The organism is Petroclostridium sp. X23 (genome assembly GCF_030013905.1).
In the GTDB taxonomy this organism is placed as follows: Bacteria; Bacillota; Clostridia; order SK-Y3; family SK-Y3; genus X23.
Window position 1 is genome coordinate 4,203,271 of record NZ_CP124862.1, and the last position, 13,478, is coordinate 4,216,748.

General features: G+C 36.8%; 10 protein-coding genes. All 10 read left to right on the top strand.

Features of this window, described 5'->3' with window-relative positions:
• The first annotated feature begins 298 nt into the window (after positions 1-298).
• The gene (locus QKW49_RS19700; protein WP_282864348.1) at positions 299-1,786 is read left to right on the top strand and encodes a histidine kinase; all 1,488 of its coding nucleotides are present in this window, start codon (positions 299-301) and stop codon (positions 1,784-1,786) included.
• Between the two features lies 1 nt (position 1,787).
• Positions 1,788-3,350 carry an AraC family transcriptional regulator gene (locus QKW49_RS19705; RefSeq protein ID WP_282864349.1) on the top strand — a complete coding sequence of 521 codons (1,563 nt, stop codon included), beginning with the start codon at positions 1,788-1,790 and terminating at the stop codon, positions 3,348-3,350.
• Positions 3,351-3,530: 180 nt separating this feature from the next.
• Positions 3,531-4,607, top strand: a complete 1,077-nt coding sequence (locus tag QKW49_RS19710; protein ID WP_282864350.1) for a TRAP transporter substrate-binding protein — start codon at positions 3,531-3,533, stop codon at positions 4,605-4,607.
• Between the two features lie 86 nt (positions 4,608-4,693).
• Positions 4,694-5,170, top strand: coding sequence for a TRAP transporter small permease (locus QKW49_RS19715; RefSeq protein ID WP_282864351.1), 477 nt, complete (start codon positions 4,694-4,696; stop codon positions 5,168-5,170).
• Entirely contained in the window at positions 5,167-6,462 is a 1,296-nt protein-coding gene (locus tag QKW49_RS19720) for a TRAP transporter large permease (RefSeq protein WP_282864352.1), read from the top strand. The genes QKW49_RS19715 and QKW49_RS19720 overlap by 4 nt, the downstream gene beginning before the upstream one ends.
• Positions 6,463-6,734: 272 nt before the next feature.
• Positions 6,735-8,105, top strand: coding sequence for an FAD-dependent oxidoreductase (locus QKW49_RS19725; RefSeq protein WP_282864353.1), 1,371 nt, complete (start codon positions 6,735-6,737; stop codon positions 8,103-8,105).
• Between the two features lie 395 nt (positions 8,106-8,500).
• Positions 8,501-9,430 (top strand): 4-hydroxy-tetrahydrodipicolinate synthase, encoded by a 930-nt coding sequence (gene dapA, locus QKW49_RS19730; protein ID WP_282864354.1) that lies wholly within the window; start codon positions 8,501-8,503, stop codon positions 9,428-9,430.
• Positions 9,431-9,817: 387 nt separating this feature from the next.
• Positions 9,818-10,606: an electron transfer flavoprotein subunit beta/FixA family protein gene (locus QKW49_RS19735; protein ID WP_282864355.1), complete on the top strand. Its 789-nt coding sequence runs from the start codon at positions 9,818-9,820 to the stop codon at positions 10,604-10,606.
• Positions 10,607-10,619: 13 nt separating this feature from the next.
• Positions 10,620-11,816: an FAD-binding protein gene (locus QKW49_RS19740; RefSeq protein ID WP_282864356.1), complete on the top strand. Its 1,197-nt coding sequence runs from the start codon at positions 10,620-10,622 to the stop codon at positions 11,814-11,816.
• Positions 11,806-13,227 (top strand): FAD-binding oxidoreductase, encoded by a 1,422-nt coding sequence (locus QKW49_RS19745; protein WP_282864357.1) that lies wholly within the window; start codon positions 11,806-11,808, stop codon positions 13,225-13,227. The genes QKW49_RS19740 and QKW49_RS19745 overlap by 11 nt, the downstream gene beginning before the upstream one ends.
• Positions 13,228-13,478: the final 251 nt, after the last annotated feature.

Sequence of the window (13,478 nt, forward strand, 5' to 3'; positions counted from 1 at the left end):
AAATTTGATAAATACCTATTTAAGGGAGAGCGTTTATGATTAGTTTATATGACTCTTTATAATTGTATGATATCATACTAAAATTTCATAATACATCATTTCCGTGGAGGATTTTTAAAAACAGTATAGAATAATTATATAGTATTTGTTATTTATACTTGTATACAGATTGTGATAAACATTTTACATTAGCAGTTGTTAAGTGGGGAGTGGGGAATGGGGAGTCCCTAAGCTCTCCGCACTATCCACTCCCCACTCCTCACTAAAAAATATGATTATAACTGATCAAGGAGGATATATGAAGGTTCAGAACTTATTTATGGGTACATCCATCAGATTTAGAATCATGGGTATTTTTTTACTAATTATTGCATTAATGGCAGTAGGTTTTTGGTTTTCATTTTATCAGTACAATACAGTTATAAATCGTTATCATCAATTTATTAATACTAATTCCGATGTGGTTAGATTGCCCATCATGATCAGTCAGAGTGCTGAAGCCTTTGAACAGTACCTAAAGGACAAAGACCATGAAAAGTACAAGCGATTTGATGAGTTGAATGCTGAGATAAACCGTGTATTGGAGAGTGTGCGTAATAGCGGGACTAATGATGATAATACTCTTGTGTATTTTAGATCATTATACACCATGAATGAACGCATGCAGCAGGTATCGTATAAGATTTTGGAAAGTGTCAGCTTGAATTCCGGGACATTTTCTGAACTAAGTTACTTAAGAGCATTGTACATCTACATGAACAAACAAGCGCAGTGGCTGGTAATTTCTTATATGGATTCCAGTGGAAATGAACACGCAAAAAAATTAGAGAGCTATAGAAATATAGGCAAAAATATGTATATTATCATGATTGTCCTAGTTTGTTTTAGTATGATATTTGCCATTATGTTTTCCAATGACGTGTTTGATGCAATTCATGAAGTATCTCAAGTAGCCGGTCTATTATCCAATGCCAACTGGGAGGTACCTGACCTTAGGATGTATAGGTATATGGAGCTGGAAGCTGTTGCAAATGCTTTTAATGATATGAAAAAGAATATTAAGTCATATATACAAGAATTGAATGAAAAAGCAGAGATTGAAATTCAACTGAGCAAAGAGAAATTAAAAAATATTGAGAAGGATAAATTACTAAAGGAGTCCAAATTATTGGCACTACAAATGCAGATGAATCCTCATTTTTTATTTAATACTTTAAATATGGTTGGTAGAACTGCAATGTTAAAGGATACAGATAGTACAATAGCGTTGATAGAGGCGATATCCAATGTTTTACGATATAATTTGGAAAACAAAGGAAGGACGGTATCGTTGAAGGAAGAAATTGATTCTCTTAAGGCATATATCTTTATACAACAGATGAGATTTCAAGATAGGATATCTTTTGTTTTTAATAGGTTAGATTGGGTAGAAGGGATTGGAATTCCGCCTATGATTTTGCAGCCTATTGTTGAAAATGCAATTATTCACGGACTTAAAGATAAGCGTACAAAAGGTAGAATTGATATTTCGGTTTGGAAGGAAAAAGACCATATATATATCAAGATAAATGATAATGGAAGAGGAATTGAAAAGAATACATTAGAAGGAATCTTTGAAGAACAAGAGCGAGAGCAAAGGAATGTAAAAACAAGCATTGGACTATGCAACATCAAAAAGAGGCTGGAGCTATACTTTCAACAGAAAGACCTTATAGATATACAGAGTCAACTCGGTATAGGTACAAGTGTTACCATCTCAATTCCATTAGAAGGGGAGCTGCAATAAAATGATTAAAGTAATGATTGTTGAAGATGAAATGATAGAGCGAAAAGCACTTATGTTTTTGTTGGCTCAATACTATAAAGAAACCGTTGAGGTTATTTATCAGGCTGCAGATGGAAAAGAGGCTATTGAAAAAGCTTTGCTGCTAAAACCTGATATGATCTTAATGGATATTCATATGCCGAAGATGGATGGTCTGGAAGCTTCAAGTTTTATCAAAGCTAGAATGAGTGATGTTGAAATAATCATATTAACTGCATTCGGTTACTTTGAATATGCTCAAAAAGCTATTCAAGTTGGTGTAGTAGATTATCTGGTAAAGCCTTTTTCTAATAAAAAGTTTTGTGAAACTTTAGACATTATCATAGAGAAAATAATCAAAAAGAGAAAAAGCTTAGAAGAACAAATGAAAATATATAATAAATTACAAAAACTTGGTCAGTTGGTAGAAAAAGAAATAGTAATAGGGATGGCATACGGTACCCATTTAAGTACGAAACAAATTAAAGAATATAAAGGATACTTGAATATAAAGAGTGATTATTTTGTATGTGTTGTTTTTCAGGTCGATACTGATGTTAGTTTGGATGATAATATTACGGCATTTATAAAAAACAAGTTTAGATTTATTTTTTCGGAAGTAGTAGGATATAATTTTTTTAACGCAATTATATTATTTTTATTTAAAAACCAATTAGATAAAGTGATTTCAAGTAAAGCATTCAGCGATACAAAAAATGATATACAGAGTTATCTTGCTTACAATTGCAGTATTAGGAGCCATATTGGGATAAGTGAAGTATATACAGGCATGTCGAATATGCACCAGGCGTATATTCAAGCTAAGAAAGCAATTGAAGAAGCTTGTCAAATAGATGATCAAAAAAATCCGGAAAGATTCAAAAAGACACAATATCTATATCAAAAGGAAATAAAACTTTGTGAAAAGATGATTAATGAAGATTCTGAAGGGGCGAGAGAACAACTTAAAAAGATTATATGTAGCGTATTGGGAAATCATTGTGAGAATAATCTTGAGGAAATTAAGAATTATGCCGAACAATTATGCACCATTATCGATAGAAACCTTGTCCAATTTTTTGGAGACAATATTAGGATGATCAATATAAGGCGGGTACATGAACAAATTAGGGATTTAAATCGTATTGAGGATATCAGTCTGTATTTAGATAGATTAGTTCATCAAATCATCCTGTTTATAATGACACACAAACAGGGGCGCAATAAAAAAATAATTGATATCGTAAAAGACTATATTCATGAACATTATTCTAAGGACATTTCTTTAAAAGATATTGCGGACCATGTATGTTTAAGTTCTTATTATCTGAGTAAATGCTTTAAAAATACGGAGGGCATTAATTATAAGGATTATCTGATTAAGGTCAGAATGGAAAAAGCCAAACATTTGATGAGTAAGCAAAATAAAACGGTACAGGAAACCGCTTTTGAAGTAGGGTATTCTGATCCTAATTATTTTAGTAAGGCATTTAAAAATTATGTTGGTATTTCTCCAACTCAATATCGTGATAAATATGTAGAATAATATCTGATCATATTGAAAAGCTCTTTATTAGATGATTGTTACAATAATAACGGATAAGATATTTATAAAATTATGCAAAAGGACAAATTAGTACAGAAAAAAGCAACGAATTCCATAGAGGAAAAGATAAGGTGCATGGTATCATGCTATTGTAACCAATAAATGTTTAGGAGGGAGAAAATGTTAAGAAAAACAATAGTTAAAGGAATAGCTCTTATTCTGGTGCTGATAGTAGGAACCATGTTTATTGCAACCGGATGTGCGACTCAGGAGACTGCTCCGAAATCGGAAACACCCCAAACCCCTAAAGCTGAAGTTAAAGAGCCAAGTCCACAGAAACAAGAGAAAATTATCTTGCGTTATTCTGAAGTGAACGCAGATAATGACCCTGAAACACAGGCCGCTTATGACTTTGCAAAAAGAGTAAAAGAAAAAAGCAACGGACGTATTGAAGTTCAGATTTTTCCGAATGGTCAATTAGGTGGTATGAAAGATATCATTCAATCGCTGCAGATGGGCGCGGTAGATATGGCTAGAAATAATCCGTCTTGGTTGGCAGATGCGGGGATAAAAAAGTTGAATGTATTATCATTGCCCTATATCTTCAATGATATTGGTCATGCGAACAAGGTGATTGAAGGTCCTGTTGGAAAGCAATTACTGGATGAAATCAAAAATGCCAATATGCAGTTGGTAGGACTTGGATATTATGAGCCTACGCTAAGGCACTTTTTCTTTACCAATAAAAGAGTCACAAAGCTTAGTGATTTGAAAGGATTAAAACTGAGAGTGCCAACGAGTGAAATGTACAAAGATATGGTAGAAGCTTTTGGAGCATCTCCCACCCCTATTGCATACGGCGAATTGTATAGCGCTTTGCAGACCGGTGTAGTAGATGGCGCGGAAAATCCTCTTAAAGGTTACTACAATATGAAATTCTATGAAGTAGCTAAGAAATTTACATTTGATGCGCATCAATATGAGACGAGTATTATATTATTTTCAGAAATGGTATGGAATAAGTTAAGTGAAGATGATAAAAAGCTTATCACTGAGGCATTTAATGAAAGTGCGCAATATTATAAGGAGATGTCACAGAAACTTTATGACGAATACCTGACGGATCTGGAAAAACAAGGTGTAGAGTTCTCAGAGGTAGAAAACACTCAAGAATGGCAAGATGCCGTAAAACATCTGTATGATAAATACGGGGTCGGAATGGAAGATATCATCGATCAGATAAAAAATACAAAATAACTGAATTAGTTACTGTAATATGAAATATGGGGTCAATTAGAATGATTAATTGGCCCCATATTAAATAGAAGCTTAGGGGGGATCATATGGAAAGCAAAAAAAGAGCATTCAAAGTTTTTTATGACCGACTATACTATGGAATCAACAATCTATGCAGAGCCTTCATGCTGGTTCAAGTAGTAATAGTATGTTACGTTGTTGCCGGACGGTATATATTTAAGAAGACACCTGCATGGGGAGAAGAACTTTCTTTACTTTGCATGGTATGGTTTTCACTTTTGAGTGCGTCCTTGGCAGTTAGAGACAATACCCATATCAGAATGAGCATAGTAGATGCCATTTTTCCTAAAAAGGTGCTGAAGTTCTTAGATAGAATATTTTATTTGTTAAATGTTGCTTTTTCTTTATTCATGATCATTGAAGGCACCAAACTGACACTTCTTACAATAAGAAGTATTATGCCGGGAATAGGAGTTTCAATTTCGTGGCTCTACGTATCAGTACCTATTGCCGGATTAAGCTTAATGTTAACATTGTTTGGAAAGGTGGAAGATGTATTATGATTACAGATCCAATTGCAGTAACTTTACTTCTTGGTACTTTCCTAATATTGATTTTACTAGGAAAACATATTGCATTTGCAATAGGAATTGCAACATTAGTTACCACCTTTTATTTGGGAATTCCTATGCAAACGGCAGCACAGAATATGGTGAAAGGAATCAATGTATTCGCCTTATTATCGGTTCCGTTTTTTATACTGGCTGGAGAAATTATGGGAGCTGGAGGCATTTCAAGACGATTGATCAAGCTGGCGAATGCGTTGGTCGGATGGCTGAGAGGCGGACTTGCGATGGTAAATATCGCTGCAAGTATGTTCTTTGGAGGCATATCCGGATCACCAACTGCCGACACATCTTCCATTGGGTCTATTCTGATTCCAATGATGAAAGAAGATGGTTATGATGGAGATTTTGCCACAACGGTTACGATGGCAAGTTCCATTCAGGGACTTTTGATACCGCCAAGTCATAATATGATTATTTATGCATTAGCTGCCGGGAGTGTTTCGATAGGACAGCTTTTTCTTGCCGGTGCGGTTCCGGGAATATTGTTAGGGGTTGCACTAATGATTTATTGCTATTTCGTATCTCTTAAACGCAATTATCCTGTTGGTGATAAATTTAATATGAAGACAGCTCTAAAAGCGGTATGGGAAGCAGGACTAGGTCTTGGGACAGTTTTAATCGTTGTGATTGGTGTGGTTGGCGGCATCTTTACAGCTACGGAATCCGCAGCCATTGCAGTTGTTTACGCGTTTATTATTACTTTTTTTGTATACCGTGAGATTCCTTTATCCGAAATGGGAGGAATATTAACCAGGAGTATAAAAACATTATCTATTGTAATGATTCTAATCGCAACATCAGCAGCTTTTGGATGGATAATAGCCTATCTAAAAATTCCTGCAATGATAACTAATGTAATTCTAGGTATTTCCCAAAATAAGATCGTAATATTGCTTATTATAAATATACTTTTACTGGTATTAGGAGCCATGATGGATATGGTGTCTATTATTTTGATCATTACACCCATTTTGATGCCCGTCGTTACATCCATAGGAGTGGATCCTGTTCATTTCGGTGTCATTATGATTTTGAATCTAGGTATAGGACTTATTACACCACCTGTAGGCGTCATATTATTTATAGGCAGTGCGATATCAGGTATTAAACTTGAGAAATTAACCCGGTCAATGGTTCCATTTTACATTGTCATGCTCATTACACTTATTATCGTTACTTATTTCCCGCAGGTAGTAATGTTTATTCCTACTCATTTTATGGGATGAGTAGAAAAATATTATTTCTATAAAAACATAGGCAACAAACTTTAGATTTATAATTTATCAACATATACGAATAGATTACATAAATTCTCGTAGGGGCGGATTCCATATCCGCCCGAATCGATAATACATGATACTTGCGGGTAGATATGAAATCTATCCCTACAAAAAATTAAATTCATTAGTGTTGGGTGAATGGGCACGCAGAATATTTTCACTTCAATTTTGCTTATGTGTAGGTTTTATATTGGTTATTAAAAGAAAGGGAAGATGATATGAAGTATATACAGGAGAAACCCAAAAACATACCGGTGGTATGTAAGAAAAATGTTGTAATCGTTGGTGGTGGTCCGGCGGGATTTATTGCCGCTATTGCTGCAGCAAGAAATGGTGTAAATGTAATCCTTATTGAGAAATCCTCCTTTATAGGGGGAACAATTACGAATGGTCCTTTAGAAGCAATCATGACATTTCATGATTCTGATAAGCAAGTAATTAAAGGGATTGCCCAAGAATTTGTGGAGAAATTAATACAGGCTGGAGGATCACCGGGGCATGTAAAAGATGATGTAGAATATTGTAAGACAATAACCCCTTTTGATGCGGAAGTCGTCAAACTGGTTGCCTTGCAGATGCTGGAACAAGCAGGTGCAGCATTACTTTTGCAAACGATGGTTGTGGATGTCGTTAAGGAAAAAGATGAGGTTCAAGCGGTCATTATAGAAAGCAAATCAGGAAGGCAGGCTATTCAAGGAGATATTTTTATAGATTGTTCGGGCGATGGAGACTTAAGCGTACTTGCAGGGGCTGAATTTGATAAAGGAAGACCAAAAGATGCATTATCACAGCCAATGACTTTATTATTCAAGGCAGGTGGCGTAGAAGTAAAACGACTTATCAATTATGTGAAAGAAAATAAAGATGAATTTGAGATAGAAAGTAATCCTGATGATTTCGCAGAGAATCAGATTATACATCTATGGGGGTTCCCGAAAGTATTAGGTGATGGATTCGAAAAGAAAATACTTTCTTTAAAGAGAAGAGAATTGCATATGGTTACCACCATGAGAAATGGCGAAGTAATCATCAATTTTACCAGAGTAGGTGGAGATGGAACCAATATAAATGATATTACTTTTGCGCAGGTTCAGGCTACTAAACAGGCACATGAGTTGATAGCTCTTTTTAGAGATAACGTGCCGGGGTTTGAAAATGCTTATATAATGTATACCGGGAATATCGGGGTTAGAGAAACAAGACGGATAAAAGGGAAATATGTTCTATCCGAAGAGGATATTTTGACAGGAAGAAAATTTGATGATGTTGTAGCTAGAGGCGCTTTTCCGATTGATATTCATCAACCGGATAGTGATAGCATGGAATTTAAAAAAGTGGCCAAAGCTTATGATGTTCCATATGGATGTCTGGTAGTTGAAAATCTTAAGAATATATTGGTGGCAGGTAGATGCATATCTGTTTCTCATCAAGCTTTAGCATCGGTGAGGATCACAGCAACATGTATGGCTGTGGGGCAGTCGGTGGGTACGGCTGCTGCCCTATGCATAAAGCAGGGAATTGAATCAGATCAACTGGATGTAAAAACATTACAATCTATACTGATTGAGCAAGGGGTATCATTGCATTAAAAAATATACTATTTTTGCAAAAACCATAAAAGTATATTGACATATTCAAATAAAAATGATAACATATAACATGACGTCAGACAATTTTGAATAACCTATAGTCACTTTAAATTAAAGTGATATCTAAAACTTATATTACCAATATATTGGGAAAAGTACAAAAAAGCCGATACATCCCCTACTGTCAAATGTCAATCAAAATAAGGAGATGGTATCGGATGCAATCTACTTATAATTTTATCTCAAAACTCCTTGGTTTGCAAGGAGTAAAGATAAAATCTGTTAAAGTAAATAATAGTGCATTGGAACACATGATTTTTCTAGGTACAGTTTTTTATATACCCAACATGTAAAGTAATTATTTAATGTATAAAAATAGTGAGGAGGAAAACAAAATGACTAAAAAAGAATTTACCGCGAAATACGGCCAGATCTTATTACCTTTAGTAACACCATTTGATGACCAGGAAGAGGTTAATTATGCAGTCTTTGAAGAACTGATTGAATACTTGATAAAAAATGATCTTTGTGATTCTCTTATTGTAACCGGAACAACCGGAGAAGCAAGTCTATTAACTTTTGATGAACGCGTAAAACTAATGGAGACTGCTGTTAAAGTATCAGCCGGAAGAAAGCCGGTTATTGGCGGAACCGGCTGCGCGTCAACAAAAGAAACAATCGCACTCACTCAAAAAGCTGAAAAACTTGGAATAGACCTTTGTATGGTAGTTGCACCATTCTATAATAAGCCAACACAGCAGGGTATCATCAATCATTATAAAGCTGTAGCAAAAAGTGTAAATATCAATATCCTGCTTTACAATATTCCGATTTTTGTTGGAGTTAATTTAGAGGCATCTACTGTCGGTGAGCTGGCAGCAATTAAAAACATTATCGGTATAAAAGATGAGGCCGGGATTAACCCCACTCAAATTACAGACTATTTCCTAGCTACCAAAGATATAAATCCTGAGTTTGTTATATTCAATGGCGATGATATTATGCTGCTTCCTACCATTGTTCAAGGAGCAATGGGTATCGTTAGTGGAGGCGCACATATTTTTGGGCATGAAATCAGAAAGATTATAGCAGCTTTTAATAAAGGTGATAATGAAACAGCTAAAGATCTATTTATAGAACTCTATCGTTTCTGCAAGAGCTGCGGCCAGAACGGAAGAATTCTTCCCAATTCCATTATGCGGCCTGCAATTGAGCTAGTAACAGATATCAAAGTAGGTCCTGCAAGAAGTCCGTTGGCTCCTATCACCGAAGATGAGAAAAAGGTTCTTATAGATACTCTCAAGTCAGTTGGTAAGCTGAAATAACATATTAATATGCAAATAAAATATTGAATATTGTACTACTCAAATCTTTAAGATCTCTTGGTATTGATGATGTTGCCTGCAAAAGAGGTCAATATCATCAATACGGTGAGATACACTCTTGAAACCGATCAAATAGCTGTAATGAATATTAAATATCCTCAAAAATAGAGCGATTTCACTACTTTAAAGAACTAATACAGGATTTCCTCTTTATACAGAAAAATGCTGCTGCATTTATTCTATATATTATAAGGTGACCATTCAATATAAAGTTTTTTGTTAAATCAAGATTGTAAATAAACAACTAAATATGATTAAAGAAGCACTATAAAAATTTTGCTTTAGTGGTAAGGCCACTAGGCCGAATTTGATATTAGGAGTAATAGCATGAACATACTAGTTTGTATAAAACAAGTACCGGGGACAACAAAAGTGGAAGTAGATGAAAAAACAGGTGTGCTTAAAAGAGATGGGGTTGAAAGTAAGATGAATCCCTATGATCTTTATGCGGTTGAAACCGGCGTAAGGATGAAAGAGAAGCTGGGCGGAACGGTAACGGTAGTAACAATGGGTCCTTTACAGGCTGAAGCAATTATTAAAGAAGCCTACATGATGGGGGCGGATAAAGGATATATATTTTCGGATAAAAAATTTGCCGGTGCAGACGTCCTTGCAACCTCATATACCCTATCGCAGGGAATCCGAGTAATAGGAGATTTTGATCTGATTCTCTGCGGTAAACAGACGACCGATGGAGACACTGCGCAGGTAGGGCCTGCAATTGCCGAATACCTTGCGATTCCCCATGTAACATGGGTAAAAGCAATTGAAGAGGTGGACAATGAAAAGATTGTTGTAGAACAAGATATGGCAGATAGCTATGAAGTAGTGGAACTTCATTATCCGTGCTTAATTACTGTTGAAAAGGATATTTATCAGCCGCGGCTCCCTTCTTATCGAAGAAAACTCCAAACAATGAATACTCCCGTAACCATCATCGGTTTTGAGGATTTCGCAGATCAGGATGATAGCAAATACGGTTTAAATGGCTCGCCAACACAGGTAGAAAAAATATTTCCGCCGGTAGTGGATGTGGAGCAGGTATTATGGAACGGAAAAGCGGAACATTTAGCAAGCAATATGTTTGATATGCTAAAAGAAGCAAAATTCGTATAAGGAGTTGAACGAGGTGGGGGTACTTTCAGTTAACAATCATAAATGCGATTTGTGCGGTATATGTGTGGAGGCCTGTCCGTTCGCTGCTGTAGAAATAAATGATCATAGGGTGGAGTTTAATGCCGCATGCAAGATGTGCAAAGTATGCATAAAAAGATGCCCTAAAGGTGCGATTGCTTTTATTGACGAACATAGGGCATCCATCAGCAAAGAAGATTGGAAGGGTGTCATGGTGTATGTAGAGCATCTGGAAGGAGAAATACATCCTGTGACAATGGAATTGATAGGAAAAGCAAAGCAGCTGGCGGATAAAATCAATCATCCTGTTTACTGCGTATTCATTGGAAGTAATATAGAGAATGAAGCTCACAAACTATTATATTATGGCATTGACAAAGTATTTGTCTACGATGATGAGGAATTAAAATTTTTCAAGGTGGATGTATATGCCAATGCCTTTGAAGACTGTATTAATAAGGTAAAACCATCTATCGTGCTTGTGGGGGGGACCTCTATCGGAAGATCATTGGCGCCTAGGGTATCTACCAGATTCAGAACAGGATTGACAGCAGACTGTACCGGATTGGATGTAAGGCCAAATACCGACCTGGTTCAAGTCCGTCCGGCATTTGGCGGGAATATTATGGCGCAAATTGTGACCCCGAACAGCAGACCGCAGTTTGCTACAGTGAGATATAAAGTGATGGACCAAGAGCCGCGCAAAGATAAAGCCTCCGGGACGGTTGAAGTGTTTTCGCTAAATGAAGCGCAATTGGAATCAAATATTCGAGTAAAAAAGGTGTTTCATAAAGAAAAGGAACAGAGTATATCGGATGCGGAAGTATTGGTGGTGGCAGGAAGAGGCGTAAAATCGCAGAAAGATCTTAGCATGCTGGAAGAACTTGCGGCATTGCTGGGAGGGCAGATGGCAGTGACCAGGCCATTGGTCGAAGCCGGATGGGCGCCCTATACTAAGCAAATCGGACTATCGGGAAGAACGGTAAAGCCAAAACTCATCATTATGTGCGGCGTATCAGGTGCCATACAATTTACGGCCTGTATGAACACTTCAGAACGTATTGTTGCCATTAATAAAGATAAGAATGCATCTATATTCAAGATTGCTCATTATGGGATGGTAGGGGACTTATATGAGATCGTACCCTCATTGATTGAAAAGATAAAGGGGGAAAAGGTCCATGCAGTATAAAAAAATAGTAGCGCAAGATATCGGGTTTTTAAAAAGCATATGTTCACCTGATAGAGTATACAGCGGTGAAGAGATCAATGAAGACTTTAGCCATGATGAAATGGTGGAATACGGCAAACATATTCCTGAAGTAGTGGTAGAGGCTGTAAACACTCTGGAAGTATCCAACATCATGAAATACGCAAATGAACATAATATACCTGTAACGCCCCGAGGGTCGGGCACAGGACTATGCGGTGGTGCAGTGGCAATTCACGGAGGTATCCTTCTTTCATTGGCCAAAATGAATAAAATATTAGAATTTGACGAAGAAAACCTTACGGTTACAGTGGAACCGGGAGTACTGCTGATGGAGCTTGCAAAGGCGGCCATTGACAAAGATTTGATGTATCCGCCGGACCCGGGAGAGAAAAGCGCAACCATCGGGGGAAATGTGATGACCAATGCCGGTGGCATGAGGGCTGTTAAATATGGTGTGACCAGAGATTATGTGAGAGGTATGGAGGTAGTGCTGCCTGGCGGAGAAGTGCTGGAACTGGGGGGAAAGGTCGCTAAGAATAGCTCCGGTTACAGCATAAAGGACCTACTCATCGGTTCGGAAGGAACGTTAGGGATTGTTACAAAACTCATCCTAAAGCTTATTCCCCTCCCCAAAAAAAATGTCAGTCTTCTCATACCATTTGATAACCTTGACCAATGTATAGAAACAGTTCCTAAGATTACCAAGGCTAAAGTAATCCCTACAGCAATTGAATTTATGCAAAGAGAAGTGATTGAAGCTGCAGAGGAATATCTGGGTAAAAAGTTCCCCGATAAATCGGCAGATGCATATCTTTTGCTTACATTTGACGGCAATTCTACACAAGAGATAGAAAGAATCTATGACGATGTAGCCAAGATATGTTTGGCTGAGGGGGCAGTAGATGTATTCATTTCAGATACAGAGGAAAGACAAGAATCCATCTGGAGCGCCAGAGGCGCATTTTTAGAAGCCATAAAAAGCTCTACCCCCGAAATGGATGAATGTGATGTGGTAGTGCCAAGAAATAAAATTGCCGAGTTTGTTAAATCTGTAAATCAGTTGGAAAAGGCTCACCACATCCGTATACGTAGTTTCGGGCACGCAGGGGACGGCAATCTTCATGTTTATGTATGTAAAGATGATTTGACGGATGACGTATGGCATCAAAAGCTAGATGTGGTAATGAAGGAAATGTACGATAAGGCACATAGGCTCAAAGGCCAGGTGTCGGGAGAGCATGGCATCGGGCATGCCAAAGTACCATTTTTGAAAGAATCAGTGGGAGATACGCATATGCAGCTTATACGGTCTATTAAAGGCGTATTTGATCCGAAAAATATATTGAACCCGGGAAAGGTATGTGGAGTTGTGGAAGCAAAATATTTCTGAGGTGAAGGTCTGGGAGCATGAGCAACAGTACATTAAAGTAGAATGATCTATTTTGGAAATATCCATAAAAATGTATTTACAAATAGGTGTTTATTTGTTAAAATATACCTAGCTGATGTCAGACAAAATTATACTTAATAATTCCAATATAAAATTTATGCTTAGAGGGGTTTAGAGCCTAATTTTCAATTTTAGAATCAGTTCAAAAGCGCTGCTCTGTTATACTATAAAATAAAAAGCTTTGGCATATT